We start from the raw sequence: 17473 nt of genomic DNA on the forward strand, positions 1-17473 counted from the left end.
CATGTTCCAGGTTCTGCTGGTCGACGATCACGCGCATTTGGTAGACAGTCTGGTCAAGTCCATCCCTTGGGAATCGCTCGGAATCAGTCAGGTTCATACAGCCTATTCGGGGCCGGCTGCGCTCGAGGTGCTGGACACGTATCCGGTCGACATCCTCGTGACGGACATCCGGATGCCGGGCCTGTCCGGGCTGGAGCTGATCCGTCGCGTCATGCAGGCGCGCAAGCGGATCAAATGTATCGTGATGAGCGGCTACGCCGACTTCGAATACGCCCGGCAGGCGCTGCAGTTCGATACCGTCGATTATATTCTGAAGCCGGCGGAGGACGAGGAGATCGTCGCGAGCCTGCGCAAGGCGACGGAATTGATCCACGGGGGAATGGGAGGAGATCAGCTCCCGACAGCGGGCGTTGACCGCGCTAAGAGAGAGCTTCCCCAAGCTGAGGGACGGACTGCTGGGCGAGCTGCTGACAGGCGGCGCCATGTCTCCGTCTGCGCTGGCGCAGCGGCTCGAATCGCTGGAGCTTGCGTTTGCGGCCGAAGACGAGGTGCGGCTCGTGCTGCTGCGTCCGGACGAGGCGTTTTTTGCCTATAGCCGTCACGATCTGGGCTTGATGGAATACGCCATCGGCAACATTGCCGAGGAAATTTTCCGCGACGGCTACGAAGCCTGGTTTTGCAAGGATACGCACGGCTATCTGGTATTTCTGGTCAAGGAAAAGAAATCGTTAGGCTTGGAGGAGGCGCACGCGTCCGGACCGCCGCGGCGGCCGCGCATGCTGGAGCGCGAAGCGAGCGAAATTCAGAGCGGCGTCAAAGCTTACCTGCACGGCACGGTATCCGTCCTGATCAGCGGCAGGGGAACCTTCCCGCGCGATGTGCCGGCGCTGTACCAGGCGTCGCTTGCCATGATCCGCCAGCGGTTCGGGCAGGAGGGCGAGTTTCTGATCTCGGCGGAGGCGTTCGGCGAGGCGCCGCCGGTCGACGGCCTGACCGGATTGCACGATACGCCGACGCTCGTCCAACTGCTGGAGGCCGGGCGCTGGGAGATGCTCGCGGACAAGCTGGAGGCCGTTTTTTCATCGATCGGACGGCTGGACCGGTCTTTGTCGCAAGAGCACATCATGGAAGTCGTCTTTGCCCTGGGCAGCGCCTTGATCTCGATCTGCCACAAGAACGGCAAACGGCTCGAGGACGTCATCGGCGAGCCGTTCGGCGCGCTGCTGCAGCCGTCGCAGCTGCGCCATGTCGAGCAGCTGCGGGAGTGGTCGGCGCGCGCCATCGATCTGGTGCGGACGGACGATATTCAGGGCAAGCAGGGCGAGACCGCGGCCTACTTCGTCAGACGGGCGCAGGAATACGTGGAGCAGAATCTGGCTGGGGATACTTCGCTGCAGGCGGTGGCGGATCATGTCTGCCTGCATCCCGTCTACTTATCCAGGCTCTATAAGTCCGAGACCGGAGAGGGGCTGAGCGGCTACGTGCTGCGGCTGAAGATGGAGAAGGCCGAGAAGCTGCTGACCGAAGGCAACAAGAAGGTGCACGAGATCGCCGAGCTGCTCGGCTACGACAATCCGCCTTACTTCATTAAAGTGTTCAAAAAAGCACGCCGGATGGACGCCGAAGGAGTATCGCGAACAGCTTCATCGCTGAAGACGGTTCCGCATGCGCCCGGCGCCATGCCGAATACAGGCAAGGGAGCCGCACATGAACGAACGCATCGATTTGAACGGAAGCTGGAAAGTAACGGGCATCATGCCGGAAGGACAGCCTGTCGGCCCCTTCGAGGGGACGGTGCCGGGGCATGTCCATACGGATCTGCTCAGGCACGGGTTGATCAAGGATCCGATGTGGCGGGATCAGGCGAATGAATGCCAATGGGTGGAGCATTGTGAGTGGATTTATGAAACGGAATTCGAGTGGCCGGCCGACCGGGACCGAACTTCGGCGCGGATCTGCTTCGAAGGTCTGGATACGATCGCGGCGGTTTACTTGAACGACAGCCCGGTCGGCGAGGCTGACAATATGTTTATTCCGCATGCCTTTTCCGTCGCGCATGCGCTGCAGCCCGGGATTAACCGATTGAAGGTGCGTTTTACGCCGATCCCGGTCTATCTGCAAGATAAAGACAAGGACAAATACGTATCGCTGTTTTCCCAGGATCGCGTGTATGTGCGCCGGATGCAGTGCACGTTCGGCTGGGACTGGGTGCACCGGCTGGTGAGCTACGGGATCTGGCGGCCCGTATATATCGAGGCGAAGCCGGCCGGCGAGATCGCCCACAGTTGGGTCCGCACGCTGGCGATCCATGAAGATGCCGCTGCGCTGGCCTGGGAAGTGGAAGCGGCGGGTCTGAAGCAGGATAGCGTGCTCCGCCTGGGACTCGCCGCGCCCGGCGGGGAACCCGTGTGGTCTTTTGTCACCGGGATAAGTCCGGCGCAGCCCGTCGTCAAGGGAGAACTCCGGGTGGAGCAGCCGCAGCTGTGGTGGCCGGCCGGTTACGGCGAGCCCGCGCTGTATCGCTTCTCCGTCTCGCTGACGGCGAGCGGCGGCGAGGCGCTGGATACCCGGAGCGACGAGATCGGCATACGCATCGTGGAGGTGGAGCAAATCCCCGACGATCGCGGCAGCTCCTTCACCATCGTCGTGAACGGCGAGCGCATTTTCGCCAAAGGGGGCAACTGGGTACCGGCCGATCCGTTCCCGTCCGCCGTGACCGCGGAGCGCTATTCGCACCTGCTGCAGCTGCTGGTCGACGGCCATATGAACATGCTGCGCGTGTGGGGAGGCGGCACGTACGAGCTGCCGGCATTCTGGCAGACATGCAATCGGCTGGGCATTCTGGTGTCGGTGGACTTCATGATGGCCTGCGCCGAATATCCGGACGACGAGCCGTGGTTCATCGCGGCCATGAAAAAGGAAGTCGCCTCGACGATCAAGCAGCTTCGCAACCATCCGAGCCTCGTCATCTGGTACGGGGACAACGAGCTGGCGATGAACAACAACGAAGAGGACGATTATTGGGGCAAGCGGGTGTGCGCCGAAGTAACGACGCCGCTATGCGCCGAGCTGGACCCGTCCCGTCCGTTTTTCCCGACCTCGCCCATTTACGGACGTCCGTTCAACAGCCAGGATGCGGGAGACTGCCATGTATCGCCCTGGTACGAGGTGGACTTTCTGCTCGGCGATATGCGCGACTACCGCGAACGCATCCGCGAGGGACGCGGCCGGTTTCTGAGCGAATCGGCGATCCCCGGCTCGCCGCCGCTGTCCTCGCTGCTTAAGATGATGACGATGGCGGACGTGGCGGACGAGCAGGCGGACATCTGGGAGTTCAGGACGAAGGACAATCCGTACAACGGACAGGACGAGCTGACCCACTACCGGCTGCTGGAAAAGACGGCTGCGGCGCTGTTCGGGGGAGAGCGCGGGCCCGCATGAGAAGGTCAAGAAGATGGAGTACGTGCAGTACGAGTTCGAGCGCATGCAAATCGAGCATTACCGCCGGCGCAAATACGATTCGAGCGGCGTCCTCTTCTGGATGTACAACGACTGCTGGCCCGCGAGCGGCTGGTCGATGGTCGATTACTACGGGTATCCGAAGGCCGGCTATTACGGGGCCAAGCGGGCGTCCAAGCCGGTCATGATCTCGCTGGAGGACCGCGGGGGGAGCGCTCGGCGTATGGGTCGTGAACGATACGCTGACGGAGCGGCGGGGCGTGGTCCGGGTGCGAGCAGCTACGACAGCGGGGGCATACGGGGAATCATGGGAAACGGAAGCCGTCGTTCCGGCGAACGAGGCCGTGCTGATTCATACGATCGTTAAGCGGGATTGGGGATTGACGGAAGGGGCAGCCGATGCTGTTGTCCAGGCGGTTTGGGAGCCTTATGCGACGGGAGACGGTTCGGAGGGCGGTCGGGGTGACCGGGGCGATCTAGGCGTTCGAGACGTTCGAGACGTTCAAAGCAATCAAGACGATCAAGACGATCAAGGCGTTCAAGGCGTTCAAGGCGTTCAAAGCTTTCAAGGTTTCCAAGGCAATCAAAGCGACAGCTCGGTTTTCTTCGACGTCCTACCGAAGGAATTGGTCTGCCCGCCTGCGAAGCTCGAGGTCGAATGCGTGCGGCACGATGCGACGTCCGGCCGCCTCATTATTCGTACGGACGTTTATGCCCGCGTAGTCACGATCGAGAATGAGCTGCTGCTCGAAGACAACTATTTCGATCTGATGCCGGGCGAGACGAAGGAAGTCGCTTACAGGACGATGACCGGCGTCGAGTGGACTGGTATGCCGGTCGTCACGTGCTGGAACGAGGCGCCATAAAAGGGCTTTAACGGCGAGCGTCGATGCCTTGCCGAGTTATCGAGGCTGGCGACGATCTGACGCTGCGTGCGAAAACGGATTGGGACGGTGTCCGGATTCATGGAATGTTATACTACGGTTATCGCGCCAACCGGCAGGAGGACATGCCATGAACAAGGAAGATCAAGTCATCGAAGGCTTCAGGGAGCTTTACAACAAGCTGGCGTGGCTCAATAAATCGAAGATGGAAATCGCCCTGAAGGGGCACAAGCCTTCCGAGGTGCACTGCATCGAATACATCGGCAAGCATGCGGATGCCAACGTGACGAAGCTGGCGGAGCGCTTTTACATGACGAGAAGCGCGATCAGCAAGATCGCGAAGAAGCTCATGGAGAAGGGGCTGATCGAGAGCTACCAGAGGCCGGAAAACAAGAAAGAAATTTATTTTAAGCTGACGGAGCAAGGGGAAGCCGTGAGCCGAATCCACGAGGAACTGCACAACGCGTTCCGGGAGCGGGACAAAGCGGTATTCGAGCAGGTAACCGAGGCGCAATACGACAGCATGCTGCGCTTCGTGGAGCGGTATAGCAGCCACCTGGAAGCAGAGATCAAGAAGCACGGCGTCGAGCGGTCCGCTGAAACGGACGATTGACGCGCCGGACGCAAAAAGCAAGGCACAAGGCGCAGACAGCTCTTTTCGGATGAGAAGAGCTGTCTTTTTTTGTTCGCCGCTTACGGCGACGATCCGTTCGAAGGCAGCGGGTTGGTGCAACTGACAAAAGCCGAGACGGTTGAATGCCAGTCATACGGAGGGATAGGACTCAGGAGACGTTATTTTGTAAAAATCGGTTCCCTTTGTGACCTTTTCGGACCGGAGGGACCTTATGGGCCCGGATCAAGGCTAAACAAGGGCGACAAATCCGCAATAGCGGCCCCTGAGTCCGCGAGCGGACCGCGAATGGCGGTTGGGACAATAATAACGGCCGCTCTGTCCGTTCGCTTACGATAATGCGTAAATTTAACGTCCCCAAGCGCCTTTTTCTTCGATCTTTGTTGACGAGGAAACAAAATCGCGTTAAGATTAACGTGTTTCCGAGGAAACAAAAACGCGAAGTGAGGAGCAACAATACAATGTCGACCATAGATCGGAAGGCGCTGCTATTCGGCCTGACGTCCGTATTTTTGTGCGGCGTGGGCTTCAGCATCGTCGCGCCCGTCGTTCCGTTCCTGGTGAAGCCGTATATTGGCGATCCGGGCGCGCAAGCGACGGCGGTGACGCTGCTGACCGCCGTTTACGCCGCCTGCGTATTTTTTGCGGCCCCGGTGCTGGGCGCATTGAGCGACAGATACGGCAGGCGTCCCCTGCTGCTGCTCTGCCTGCTCGGCTCCGCCGCCGGGTACTTCGTCTTCGGCATCGGGGGCGCGCTGTGGGTGCTGTTCGCCGGCCGTATCGTCGAAGGGATAACGGGTGGGAGCATCGGCACCATTTTCGCTTATTTCGCGGATATCGTCCCGCACGAGCAGCGGACCAAATACTTCGGCTGGGCGAGCGCGGTCGTCGGCGCAGGCACCGTCATCGGCCCGACGCTGGGAGGCCTGCTCGCCAAGTTCGGCTATGCGGCGCCGCTGTATTTCGGAGCCGCCGTCACGCTGCTGAATGCGGCCTTCGGATGGCGCTTTATGCCGGAGAGCCTTGCCGAACCGCACAGACTGAAGAGGATCGCCCTCATCAGATTTAATCCTTTTGCGCAGCTTGCCGGCATCCTTTCCGCCCCGAATTTGAACAGGCTGCTTGTCGCGGCGTTCTTGCTCTGGGTTCCCAACGGTTCGCTGCAGGCCATATTTTCGCAATTTTCCATAGATACGTTCGCATGGAAGCCGGCGCTGATCGGACTGATGTTCTCGATCATGGGCGTTCAGGATATCGTCTCGCAAAGCTTGATTATGCCCAAGCTCCTGAAGAAGCTAAGCGATAAACGGATCGCCGGCCTCGGGATGGCGGCGGAGCTGGCGGGCTACGCGCTGATCGCAGCCTCGGCGCTGCTTTCGTTTTACCCCCTTCTGATCGCCGGCATGTTCGTTTTCGGTTTTGGCGACTCGATCTTCGGGCCTTCGTTTAACGGGATGCTGTCCAAGTCCGTCGATGCGAGCGAGCAAGGACGGATTCAAGGCGGCAGCCAGTCGATCCAGGCGCTGGCCCGGATGATCGGCCCGATCGTCGGCGGACAAATCTATGTCTCGCTGGGACACGCCGCGCCGGCCGCGATGGGAATGATCCTGATCGCCGCCGCTTTCGCGGTCCTTCAACGTTACCGGCAGACGATGAAGCAGTGAGAGGCTGCGACGCCCGACCCGCTTGACCCGTCTAACCCGTCTAACCCGTCTAACCCGTCTAACCCGTCTAACCCGCCTAACCCGTCTGACCCGCCACCCACAAGACGCGCTATGCGAGAAGCGCCGTTTGCGGGTCGTTTGCGTTCGAGCGCGGCTTTCCCACTTTCTTGACTTCGTATGTTATGATTAAATTTGCTTTCTTGAAAGCGCTATACTTCTATTGCTGTCGGAAACCGGGGCTGCGCAAGCTCCGCACTGTTAATTTCATGTTAAGAATTTTCGGATAGATGTTATAATAGCTAACAACACACCTGGGACGAACGGAGGAACGTGAGTCATGCGCTTGAGCAATCGACTGGGCCAGCAGCCTTTATTTCTCCGAATGATGCTTCCTTATTTCCTGTTTATGCTCTTGGCGCTGACGCTGGGATGGCTGTTCTATAACAAGACGTATCATGTGGTGAAGGAAGAAGTCGTCCGCAACAACATGCAGATTCTCGACCAGGTGAAGAATACGCTCGACAGCCGTTTCTCCGAGATCAACACGATCTCCCTGCAGCTGCTCAACGATCCCGGCGTCAACAGCTTCCAGCGGGTCTCCGATCCGTTCAGCAGCACCAACGCTTACAAGGTTCTGCGCACGCAGAAGAGCCTGTACAGCTACAATGCCTCCAACAATTTCGTGCTGGACTATTTCCTCATTTTCAAAAACAGCAATCTGGCGTTATCGTCCAATTCCTCGTATGAGCTGCCGTACTTCTACGATCATGTCCTTACTTATAATGAGATCGATTATAAAAACTGGCGCGACGACTTGCTCTCGAAATACCGCAACCGGGAGATCATGCCGACGGGACCGGCCCGGTACGAGGATAAGACGTACGATATGATCACCTACGTGCAATCGCTCGGTTATCCGGGACGCATCCAGGGCGCTTTGATCGTGCTCGTGGACGGCAACGAACTGAACTCGCTGCTGAGCGGCATCGACATCTCGGACGGCGGCTGGGCATCGATCGTCGACGACAAAGGGAACGTGGTCGCTTCCCTCTCCGGCGACGGCTCGGAGCCCGCGCTTGGCGGAAGCGTCGCGCTGTCCGGCCTGTCCGGCACGATCGAAGCTTCGGATAAAACGGGCGGACGCATGGTGACCTATACGACTTCCTCGTACAACAAATGGTCCTATGTCGTAGCCCAGCCGCCGCATATCGTGCTGGGGAAGGTCATCTCCATCAAAAAAGCTGACATTCTCGATCGTGGCGGTGTTCCTCGGGCTCGGCATCGTGCTGGCCTATCTGTTCGCGAGGCGAAGCGGCCGTCCGCTCGTGCGCATTATGTCTACGCTTCGGGAGAGTCATCAGGCAGCGGGCGCGCCGAGGAAGCCGAAGGACATGTACGGCTACATCCAGCAGTCGCTGTCCTCGCTGCTCGATAACAACGCCGAGCTGCGGGAGGAGATCGACAAGCAGGTTCCGCTCGTCTGGGATACGTTTTTCCAGCGGCTGCTCAAGGGCGACTTCCTGTCGATGAACGAGATCAATTCGCTGCTCGCGCATCAGCGGATCGGCTTGTACGGCCAAGGCTATGCGATCGGGATCGTGCACTTCAGCCGCGCGGGACAGAGCAATACGGAGGCGGAGCTGAACGCGCTGGACGTCAATCGCGTATGGGTGACGGAGGCGATCCGCAGAGGTCTCGGGGACGACCGTTACGCCCATCATATCGCGGAGGACAAGATCGCTTTGCTGTTCGTGGACGAGCTGGGCGACGAAGCTTCGTTCAGGCATATGATCGACCGGAGCGTGGCCGCGATCGAGGCGGAGACGGGCGGGCGAGAGGGATTGCAGCTTTACTTCGCCATCGGGGGCTTCCGGTCGACCTTGCTTGAGGTATCCGGCTCCTACGAGGAGGCGAGACAATGCTTGTCCTCGATCGGCTACGAGGGCAAGAACGAGACCATCTGGTTTGCCGATCTGCCGCATACGAACGCCCGCTTCTTCTTCCCGCAGGAGCTGGAGAACCGCCTGATCAATTATGCCAAGGCGGGCGAGCCCGAGGAAGTCGAGGCCGTGCTCCGCCAGCTGTACAAGGAGAATTTTAGCGACCGGCATCTGCCTCTGGCGCTGCAGCAGCTCTTCTATTATGAGATCGTAAGCTGTCTGGCCAAGCTGCAGGAGCAGCTCGCGCTCGACCAAGCGATCGATATCCCGCAGCTCCTGCAGCATCCGAGCGCCGTCGACAATCCGAAGCTGTCCTACCGCAGCGCCTCGGAGATGTTCCTGGCGACCGCCCGCGATCTCGACCGGCGCAAGAAGAGCCGCAATCACCGGCTGCTTGACGACATCCTGGCACACCTGCAGCGGCATTACGACGACGCCAACCTGACGCTCGACGCCGTTGCCGACAATATGAATGTCTCGAAGGGCTACATGTCCCAATTTTTTAAGGAACAGACGGGCATCAACTTCTCGGAGTATCTGGAAAATATGCGCATGGACGAGGCGAAGAGCAAGCTGGCCTCGACGTCGCTGACGATCCGCGAGATCGCAGAGCAGGTGGGCTACCATTCGTCCAGCACGTTCTGCCGGGCGTTCAAGCGAGGGACGGGGCTGAGCGCGACCGTGTTCCGCGAGCTGGCACGCAACGAGACGGCATATCCGTCCTCCGCCGGACATCCGGGAGCGGTGGGCGAGGCTTGACAGTCGCATAGACGGGGGTTCCCCGAGCCGCCAGGCTTGCGCCGGCGGCTCTTTGCTTTCGTCGCGGCGAAGCTGGGGAAGGGCTCTTTTTTACTCATATTCGCCCCAAAAATGGGAAATGAAGTGCGATTTCTGATCAATTGCACACTGAAAACGCAAACATCAATGCCCGATTCTGAACGAATGGCGATCATCCGGCCACAACGCAATTTACTTCCCCGGCCACCGGCGCCTAAGCTTGCCCTAAGCCGCAGAGCAGCCCGGACGATCCAAGACGATCGTGCCCGGCGAACCCGATCAAGGGCTACGGACTCTAAGTTTAGGCAAGGGAGGTGAGAGGAAGTGAGCGTACCCGATGTCAAGCGTCCGGCAACCAGAGCGCGCGTCGCACCCAGATCGGCCGTCTCCAAAAAAGATTATCCGGGCGTGGCAGTTGTACGTGCTCATGGCGCTGCCCTTCGCGTACCTGATCATTTTCAAGTACGTGCCGATGTACGGCGCCCAGATCGCGTTCAAAAACTTCATCGTCACCAAGGGAATCTGGGGGAGCGCATGGGTCGGACTCGATCACTTCGAACGATTCATTCATTCGTACGACTTCACCCGGATTCTGGGCAACACGCTGCTGCTCAGCTTCTACAATCTGCTCGCGGGATTCCCTTTCCCGATCCTGCTGGCGCTGGGCCTCAACTACTTGAGGAGCAGGACGTACCGCAAGGCGGTCCAGATGGTGACGTACGCGCCGCACTTTATCTCCATCGTCGTCATCGTCGGCATCGTCAAGGAGCTGCTCGATCCGCGGATCGGGATCGTGAACAAGCTGCTCGACTTCTTCGGCGTCGCTCCGATCAACTTCATGGGCGAGATCTCGATGTTCTCTTCCATCTATGTCTGGTCGGACGTTTGGCAGCATGCCGGGTTCAACTGCATCATTTTTATCGCAGCACTGGCCGCTATCGACCCTGCGCTGCACGAGGCGGCGGTCGTGGACGGAGCGAGCAAGTTCAGGCGCATGTGGCACATCGACTTGCCCGGCATTATGCCGATGGCGGTCATCCTGCTCATCCTCAATACCGGACACATTCTGGACGTCGGTTTCGAAAAGGTGCTGCTGCTGCAAAATCCGATCAACCTGAAGGCATCCGAAATCATCGACACGTATGTGTACAAGGTCGGCCTGACCGCGCAGGTCGCGAATTACTCCTACTCCACCGCCATCGGACTGTTCAAGTCCGTCATCAATCTGGCGCTGCTGCTGGCGGTAAACAAACTTGCGCAGAGAACGAAGCAGGCGAGCTTATGGTAAAGGAGGGTGCGCATGGATATCCGGTTTCGCAACGAGTCCTTCACGGACAAGCTGTTCACCATCGTTAACGCGATCTTCATCACCGTGCTGTTCGTCAGCGTGCTGTATCCGATTATCTACATCGTCAGCGCCTCGTTCAGCGATTCGCAGGCGGTCGTATCCGGCGAGGTATGGCTGTGGCCGGTGCGTCCGAGCCTCGAGGGCTACACGGCGGTGCTCGACTACAAGATGGTGTGGACGGGCTTTAAAAACTCGGTGATCTACACGATAGCGGGGACGGCCGTCAACGTCCTGATGACGGTGCTGGCAGCTTATCCGTTATCGCGCAAAGATTTTTACGGGAAGAATGGATTCATGTTCCTGTTCATGTTCACCACGATGTTCACCGGCGGCCTGATCCCGAACTACCTGCTCGTCCGCGAGCTGCACATGCTGGACACGGTATGGTCGATGATCATCCCGACTGCGCTGACCGTCTGGAACGTCATCATCGCGCGCACCTACTTCCAGATGTCGATTCCCGACGAGCTGCTCGAGGCGGCGCAGCTGGACGGCTGCAACGACTTTCAGTTCGTGTGGAAAATCGTCGTCCGGCTGTCCGGTCCGATTCTGGCCGTCATCACGCTCTATTACGCGGCGGCGAACTGGAACCAGTATTTTAACGCCATGATCTATCTGAAGTCGCAGCACATGTATCCCCTGCAGCTCGTGCTGAAGGATATTCTGGTCAAAAACGACGTCGACGTCGCGATGCTGTCCGGAGACCCGATGGACGCCGCGAGGCGCGAAGCGCTGAAGACGCTGCTCAAGTATTCGCTGATCGTCATCTCTACCGTACCACTGCTCGTGGTTTACCCTTTTGTGCAGAAATATCTGGTCAAAGGCGTCATGATCGGTTCATTAAAAGGATAAAGAAGGGGATAGATACGATGAAAATCAAACAGATGGTCTCGATGGGGCTCGCCCTGGTCATGCTGGTTACGATTCTGGCAGCCTGCAGCGGCGGCAACTCCGATTCGAACGCAGCCTCCGGAGGGGCTTCCGCGAGCACGCAAGCGGCGGTCGCGCCGGCCGGGGAATTCCCGATCGTGAAGGATAAGATCACCTTGAAGGTGATGACGGGGGCCAACCCCGCCGTAGAGGACTTCAACACGAACGAATTCACGAAGTACTTCGAGGATCTCACCAACATCCACGTGGAATGGGAGATCGTGCCGAGCAGCATGGTCGCGGAGAAGCTTAACCTCGCCCTGGCCAGCGGCGACCTGCCGGACGTCGTCATGATGATGGACGTGACGCCGGAGCAGCAGGCGCTGTACGGACAGCAAGGCGTGCTGCTTCCGCTTAACGATTATATCGAGAAATACGGCGTCAATACGAAAAAGATGTTCGAGGAAAGCCCGCTCGTCAAGCCGACGATCACGTCCGCCGACGGCAACATCTACGCGCTGCCCGCGCCTAACGAATGCTACCACTGTTCGATGCGCCAGAAGATGTGGATCTACCAGCCGTGGCTCGACAAGCTCGGCCTGAAGATGCCGACGACGACCGACGAGTTCTACAACGTCCTGAAGGCGTTCAAGGAGCAGGACCCGAACGGCAACGGCAAGGCGGACGAGATTCCGTTCTCGGGCGCGCCGGCGCAATCGCAAGGCTCCACGCTCACGACGAGCGTCGAGAATTTCCTGATGAATTCCTTTACTTACGCGCCGTTCACCCGCCTTTACGTGAACGAGCAGGACAAGGTCGACGTGCCGTTCACCAAGGACGGCTGGAAGGAAGGCATGAAGTACCTGCACAAGCTGTACGCGGAAGGCCTGATGGATCCGCAGGCGCTGACGCGCGACCCGGCGCAGCTCGTTCAGCTCGGGGAGAATCCGGATACGGTCATTCTCGGCGCGGCCTCCGGTCCGAACATGAGCGTCATCACGCAGCTGAACGGAGCGAGCGGACGCTGGAAGGAGTACGTCGCCGTACCTCCGCTGAAGGGACCGGGCGGCGTGCAGCTCACCCAATACGATCCGTACCAGGTCGCTCCCGGCAAGTTCGTCATCACGAAGGAAGCGAAAAATCCGGAAGCGGCCTTCCGCTTCGCCGACGCCTTGTACGACCGCGAGATCACGCTTCGCTCCACGATCGGAGAGCCGGACGTCGACTGGCGCTGGGCGGAAAAAGGCGAGATCGGCCTGAACGGCCAACCGGCCGTCTATAAGGACATGTCGTCGTTCGGCGTGACGCAGAACAAGCACTGGTCGCAGAGCGGCATCGCCTACCGGCCGAACTCGCTTCGCCTCGGCGCGGTCGCCAGCGAGGACAACCCGCTGGAGTCGATCTTGTACAAAGAGACGAAGGACAAGTACGAACCTTACCGCGTCGACGTCAAGTCGGTGCTGCCTCCACTCAACCTGACGGTGGACCAGTCCCAGGAGATCGCCGACCTGTCCAAGACGATCTACGACTATACGAGCGAGATGATGGCGCGCTTTATTATCGGAGACGCCGACGTCGACGCCGAGTGGGACAAGTATTTGAAGACGCTGGACGGCATGAACCTGAACCGCTACCTCGAGATTTATCAGACGGCTTACGAGGCGCGCAAGGCGGCGGCTGCGCAGTAAGTTTTACAGGCAAAGGTTGAGGGCTGAGGCTTGGGGCAAGACACAAGGCTTGAGGCAAGGCAAAAGCATGAGGCAAGCAGAACGCACAAATTGAAATAGCGGCGATAAGGGAGGCGCCGGCACGGCGGTAATCGGCAGAGCCGCAAGCCGCCGGGCCGGCGTCTTGCTTCCGCGCGCTCGGAAGGGAAGCGGATTCGATGACGACGCAGGCTCCTGCACAAACCTTCTCGGTGCCCGACAAGTGGCAGTGGTTTACCGAGAGCCGGTACGGCTTGTTCATTCACTGGGGACCTTACGCCCAATTCGGGAGAGGAGAGCAGGTGCTGTTCCGCGAGCATATGAACCAGGCGGAATACGCGGACGCTGCAAGCGCCTGGAACCCGGAGCGCTTCGATCCGGAGCTGTGGGCGGACACCGCGCGCAAGGCGGGCTTCAAGTACGCCTGCTTCACGACCCGGCACCACGACGGTTACTGCATGTGGGACAGCGCGTACACCGACTATTCGAGCGCGAAGCAGGCGCCGAAGCGCGATTTCGTCCGCGAGTATATCGAGGCTTTTCGCAAGGCGGGACTTCGCGTCGGATTGTACTATTCGTGGATCGACTGGCGATTGCCGGCCTACTTCGACGGGCCGGAGAAGGACCCGGAAGGCTGGGCCAAGGCAAAGGAATACCTGCACAACCAGGTGAAGGAACTGCTCACCAACTACGGGCAGATCGACCACTTCTTCTTCGACGGCGTATGGCCGCGCAACGCGGACGATCTCGGCAGCGTGGAACTCTTGGAAGAAATGCGGAAGCTTCAGCCTAACATCCTGATCAACAATCGGCTGGGCTACTCCGAGCAGCACGACGGATACCGCGCCGACGGCGGCATCGGGGCGGGAGATTCGGATACGCTCGGCGACTTCGGTACGCCGGAGCATCTGATCGTCGTCGACCGCAAGCGGCTGTGGGAGTCGTGCCAGGTCACGACGTGGCGCCTGTGGAGCCACGTGTTCGGCGAACGTTGGCGCCCGGCCGACTACCTGCTCGACATGCTGGTCGAATGCGCGGAGAAGGGCGGCGCCCACGGGGGCAACCTGCTCCTGAACGTGGGACCGACGGCCGACGGGCAGTTTCCGCCCGAATTTGTCGAACGCGCCGAAGCGATCGGCCGCTGGCTCGACGTGCACGGGGAAGCGATCTACGGCTCGGACGGCGGCGCGATCACGGAGTTCATCACGCGCGGGCGCCAGACGACCCGCGGCAACAACCTGTATCTCATCATCCGCTTCTGGGACGGACGCCCGACGCTTCGGCTCGCGGACCTGGCGACCCGCGTCAAGGGCGTCACCCTGCTGACGACCGGCCAGACGCTCGGCTTCGCCCAGCAAGGCGACGAGCTGGTCATCGACGGACTGCCGCAAGAGGCGCCGTCGCGCCTGTTCCCGGTCATCCGCGTCGAGTGCGAGGGACCGCCGGAAGCCAACGCCTGGGGCAAGCAGCGCCTGTGGGAGGGCGATCCCCATCGCGTCGCCGAATGGGCGCGGGCGCAGCGCGGCACCTCGGTGTATCGGGATGGGCAAGAGCGGTAAGGTGGTCTAGCGGGACGGGCAAGAGCGGTAAGGTGTTGGAGTAACCAAAGGAGAGACTGAGGCTAGCGGCATGCCGTGCCGCTAAGATGAGGGCCAGGGCGCCTGGCGGCGTCGATAGCAGCATGCTGTGCCGCTATTGTGAGGGCCAAGGCGCCTGGTTGCGGCGGTAGCGGCATGCTGTGCCGCTATGGCGGTGCGAATGTGTGTGGTGGTGGCGATAGCGGCATGTTGTGCCGTTATGGCAGGGCGAAAGTGTCTGGCGGCGTCGATAGCGGCATGCTGTGCCGCTATTTGCGGGGCCAAAGCAGGATAGCGATGTGCGAGCGTCTTATGCCAGCGAATCGTCGGTTCGCGGCGGGATATCGATGTGTGAGCGTCTTATGCCAGCGGAACCGTCGGTTCGCGGCGGGATAGCGATGTGTGAGCGTCCTATGCCAGCGGAACCGTCGGTTTGCGGCGTGATAGCGATGTGCGAGCGTCTTATGCCAGCAGAACCGTCGGTTTGCGGCGTGATAGCGATGTGTGAACGTCTTATGCCAGCGGAACCGTCGGTTTGCGGCGTGATAGCGATGTGCGAGCGTCTTATGCCAGCGAATCGTCGGTTTGCGGTGGGATAGCGATGTGTGAGCGTCTTATGCCAGCGAATCGTCGGTTTGCGGTGGGATAGCGATGTGTGAGCGTCTTATGCCAGCGGAATCGTCGGTTTGCGGCGTGATAGCGATGTGTGAGCGTCTTATACCAGCGGAACCGTCGGTTTGCGGCGTGATAGCGATGTGTGAGCGTCTTATGCCAGCGGAACCGTCGGTTTGCGGCGTGATAGCGATGTGCGAGCGTCTTATGCCAGCAGAACCGTCGGTTTGCGGCGTGATAGCGATGTGTGAACGTCTTATGCCAGCGGAACCGTCGGTTTGCGGCGTGATAGCGATGTGCGAGCGTCTTATGCCAGCGGAGCCGTCGGTTTGCGGCGTGATAGCGATGTGCGAGTGTCTTATGCCAGCGGAACCGTCGGTTCGCGGCGCAATAGAAATCTAGTTACTTAAAACCCAACAGGAGGAATTCGCGATGGGACAGGCCGAACAAGCGCTGGAGCGGCTCGGAATCAAGTTGGGCGAGGTGCCGACTCCGGTGGCGTCTTATGTGCCGGCCAAGCAGGTCGGAAATGTCGTCTACACGTCGGGCAACGACTGCCGCATCGACGGCGTGCTGATGGCGACGGGCAAGGTCGGCAAGGACTTGACGGTGGAGGAGGGCTATGCGGTCGCGCGGCAGGTGGCGATCAACCTGCTTGCCGTGCTCAAGGCGCATCTGGGCGAGCTGGATCGGATCAAGCAGGTGGTCAAAATGTTGGCGTTCGTCAATTCGGCCGACGGGTTCACCCACCAGCCGTTTGTCATTAACGGCGCTTCGGATCTGCTCGTGGAGGTGCTGGGCGAAAAGGGAAGACATGCCCGTTCGGCTATTTCGGCCAACGAGCTGCCGTTCGATACGCCGGTCGAGATCGAGCTGATCGTAGAGGTCGAGGAGGCGTGAGCCTCTATGCGGAATTGACGACGCCGGCCGTCATCGTCGATCTGGACATCGCCGAGCGCAACATTTCTGCGATGGCGGAGCGGCTGCGGCGAAGCGGCGTCGCCCACCGGCCGCATATCAAATCGCACAAGTCGGCCGCGATCGCCCGACGCCAGCTGGCGGCAGGCGCCGTCGGCATCACGGTGGCCAAGCTGTCGGAGGCGGAGGCGTTCGCGGACGCCGGCATCGCGGACATTCTGATCGCCTATTCGATCGTCGGCGAGGACAAGCTGCGGCGTCTCGAGGCGCTGCATCGCCGCGCGAGCCTGATCGCGACGGCGGACAGCATGCCGGTCGCGAAGGGGCTGTCCGCCGTCGGCACCCGCGCCGGCAAGCCGGTCAAGGTGCTGATCGAGATCGACGGGGGCCTCCATCGCGGCGGACGCCAGCCGGGCGAGGATACGCTGGCATTCGCGCGAGCGCTGCGCGAGCTGCCGGGCATCGAGATCGCGGGCCTCATGGGCTATTACGGCAAGATCTACGCGCAGCGGGACGAAGCGGGCTTCGCGGCGGCGATTCGCGGCGAGGTGGCCGAGATGAGCGCCACGGCGGAGCTGCTGCGCGGCGAAGGCATCCCGATCGGCATCGTGAGCACGGGCGCTTCGCCCGCGGCGATTTACAGCCATGAGCTCCGGGGCGTCACCGAAGTAAGAGCCGGCAACTATGTGTTCTTCGATGCGTCCGGCGTCGGCCTCGGCATCGCCCGCGAGGACGACTGCGCGCTGCGCGTCGTCGTCACCGTCGTCAGCGTGCCGCTGCCGGGCCGCGCGACGATCGACGCCGGCACGAAGACGCTGACCGGGGACCGGGCGCACGGCCGCGAAGGCTTCGGCATCGTCGTCGGCCGGCCGGGCATCCGGGTGACGGGCTTGAACGAGGAGCACGGCTTTCTCGAATTCGATCCGGAGGGAGAGCGAATCGAGGTCGGCGATCGGCTGGAGCTGGTCCCGAATCATTCCTGCGTGCTCCCGAACCTGTGCGATCGGGTGGCCGGCGTGCGCGGCGGACAACTGGACGCGTGGATCCGGATCGACGCCCGCGGATGCTGCTACTAAAGAAGAGGGGG

At 60.5% G+C, this 17473-nt stretch carries 15 protein-coding genes; all 15 read left to right on the plus strand.

The window, feature by feature from the left end; translation table 11 throughout:
* Position 1: 1 nt before the first annotated feature.
* The gene (locus OMP40_RS15640; protein ID WP_277532592.1) at positions 2–595 is read left to right on the plus strand and encodes a response regulator; all 594 of its coding nucleotides are present in this window, start codon (positions 2–4) and stop codon (positions 593–595) included.
* On the plus strand, positions 483–1871 hold the full coding sequence (locus OMP40_RS15645) for a helix-turn-helix transcriptional regulator (protein ID WP_277532595.1): 1389 nt from the start codon (positions 483–485) through the stop codon (positions 1869–1871). The genes OMP40_RS15640 and OMP40_RS15645 overlap by 113 nt, the downstream gene beginning before the upstream one ends.
* A complete protein-coding gene (locus OMP40_RS15650) occupies positions 1756–3441 on the plus strand; it encodes a glycoside hydrolase family 2 protein (RefSeq protein WP_420871982.1) in 1686 nt (561 codons plus the stop codon). The genes OMP40_RS15645 and OMP40_RS15650 overlap by 116 nt, the downstream gene beginning before the upstream one ends.
* A 13-nt stretch (positions 3442–3454) precedes the next feature.
* Complete coding sequence (locus OMP40_RS15655; RefSeq protein WP_277532597.1) at positions 3455–3826, plus strand: hypothetical protein; 372 nt, start codon at positions 3455–3457, stop codon at positions 3824–3826.
* The gene (locus OMP40_RS15660) at positions 3729–4325 is read left to right on the plus strand and encodes a glycoside hydrolase family 2 protein (protein WP_277532599.1); all 597 of its coding nucleotides are present in this window, start codon (positions 3729–3731) and stop codon (positions 4323–4325) included. Before OMP40_RS15655 ends, OMP40_RS15660 begins: the two co-directional genes overlap by 98 nt.
* Before the next feature lie 148 nt (positions 4326–4473).
* Complete coding sequence (locus tag OMP40_RS15665; protein WP_277532601.1) at positions 4474–4956, plus strand: MarR family transcriptional regulator; 483 nt, start codon at positions 4474–4476, stop codon at positions 4954–4956.
* Between the two features lie 356 nt (positions 4957–5312).
* Positions 5313–6638: an MFS transporter gene (locus tag OMP40_RS15670; protein ID WP_420871941.1), complete on the plus strand. Its 1326-nt coding sequence runs from the start codon at positions 5313–5315 to the stop codon at positions 6636–6638.
* A gap of 337 nt (positions 6639–6975) precedes the next feature.
* The gene (locus tag OMP40_RS15675) at positions 6976–8073 is read left to right on the plus strand and encodes a cache domain-containing protein (RefSeq protein WP_277532605.1); all 1098 of its coding nucleotides are present in this window, start codon (positions 6976–6978) and stop codon (positions 8071–8073) included.
* Complete coding sequence (locus OMP40_RS15680; RefSeq protein WP_277532607.1) at positions 8030–9337, plus strand: helix-turn-helix domain-containing protein; 1308 nt, start codon at positions 8030–8032, stop codon at positions 9335–9337. The genes OMP40_RS15675 and OMP40_RS15680 overlap by 44 nt, the downstream gene beginning before the upstream one ends.
* Before the next feature lie 355 nt (positions 9338–9692).
* Positions 9693–10643, plus strand: a complete 951-nt coding sequence (locus OMP40_RS15685) for an ABC transporter permease (RefSeq protein ID WP_277532609.1) — start codon at positions 9693–9695, stop codon at positions 10641–10643.
* A gap of 12 nt (positions 10644–10655) precedes the next feature.
* The gene (locus OMP40_RS15690; protein ID WP_277532611.1) at positions 10656–11555 is read left to right on the plus strand and encodes a carbohydrate ABC transporter permease; all 900 of its coding nucleotides are present in this window, start codon (positions 10656–10658) and stop codon (positions 11553–11555) included.
* Positions 11556–11572: 17 nt separating this feature from the next.
* Entirely contained in the window at positions 11573–13261 is a 1689-nt protein-coding gene (locus OMP40_RS15695; RefSeq protein WP_277532613.1) for an ABC transporter substrate-binding protein, read from the plus strand.
* A gap of 197 nt (positions 13262–13458) precedes the next feature.
* Complete coding sequence (locus OMP40_RS15700) at positions 13459–14838, plus strand: alpha-L-fucosidase (RefSeq protein WP_277532615.1); 1380 nt, start codon at positions 13459–13461, stop codon at positions 14836–14838.
* Between the two features lie 1062 nt (positions 14839–15900).
* Complete coding sequence (locus OMP40_RS15705; protein WP_277532617.1) at positions 15901–16368, plus strand: RidA family protein; 468 nt, start codon at positions 15901–15903, stop codon at positions 16366–16368.
* Entirely contained in the window at positions 16365–17462 is a 1098-nt protein-coding gene (locus OMP40_RS15710) for an alanine racemase (protein WP_277532619.1), read from the plus strand. The genes OMP40_RS15705 and OMP40_RS15710 overlap by 4 nt, the downstream gene beginning before the upstream one ends.
* The last annotated feature ends 11 nt before the right edge of the window (positions 17463–17473 follow it).

The sequence above is a fragment of the Cohnella rhizosphaerae genome, from assembly GCF_029525575.1.
In the GTDB taxonomy this organism is placed as follows: domain Bacteria; phylum Bacillota; class Bacilli; order Paenibacillales; family Paenibacillaceae; genus Cohnella; species Cohnella rhizosphaerae.

Excerpts from the sequence above, each read along its gene's own strand:
- OMP40_RS15640 (WP_277532592.1), top strand. The coding sequence starts at position 2 with ATGTTCCAGGTTCTGCTGGTCGACGATCACGCGCATTTGGTAGACAGT.
- OMP40_RS15645 (WP_277532595.1), top strand. The coding sequence starts at position 483 with ATGTCTCCGTCTGCGCTGGCGCAGCGGCTCGAATCGCTGGAGCTTGCG.
- OMP40_RS15650 (WP_420871982.1), top strand. The coding sequence starts at position 1,756 with ATGCCGGAAGGACAGCCTGTCGGCCCCTTCGAGGGGACGGTGCCGGGG.
- OMP40_RS15655 (WP_277532597.1), top strand. The coding sequence starts at position 3,455 with ATGGAGTACGTGCAGTACGAGTTCGAGCGCATGCAAATCGAGCATTAC.
- OMP40_RS15665 (WP_277532601.1), top strand. The coding sequence starts at position 4,474 with ATGAACAAGGAAGATCAAGTCATCGAAGGCTTCAGGGAGCTTTACAAC.
- OMP40_RS15670 (WP_420871941.1), top strand. The coding sequence starts at position 5,313 with ATGCGTAAATTTAACGTCCCCAAGCGCCTTTTTCTTCGATCTTTGTTG.
- OMP40_RS15675 (WP_277532605.1), top strand. The coding sequence starts at position 6,976 with ATGCGCTTGAGCAATCGACTGGGCCAGCAGCCTTTATTTCTCCGAATG.
- OMP40_RS15680 (WP_277532607.1), top strand. The coding sequence starts at position 8,030 with ATGTACGGCTACATCCAGCAGTCGCTGTCCTCGCTGCTCGATAACAAC.
- OMP40_RS15685 (WP_277532609.1), top strand. The coding sequence starts at position 9,693 with ATGTCAAGCGTCCGGCAACCAGAGCGCGCGTCGCACCCAGATCGGCCG.
- OMP40_RS15690 (WP_277532611.1), top strand. The coding sequence starts at position 10,656 with ATGGATATCCGGTTTCGCAACGAGTCCTTCACGGACAAGCTGTTCACC.
- OMP40_RS15695 (WP_277532613.1), top strand. The coding sequence starts at position 11,573 with ATGAAAATCAAACAGATGGTCTCGATGGGGCTCGCCCTGGTCATGCTG.
- OMP40_RS15700 (WP_277532615.1), top strand. The coding sequence starts at position 13,459 with ATGACGACGCAGGCTCCTGCACAAACCTTCTCGGTGCCCGACAAGTGG.
- OMP40_RS15705 (WP_277532617.1), top strand. The coding sequence starts at position 15,901 with ATGGGACAGGCCGAACAAGCGCTGGAGCGGCTCGGAATCAAGTTGGGC.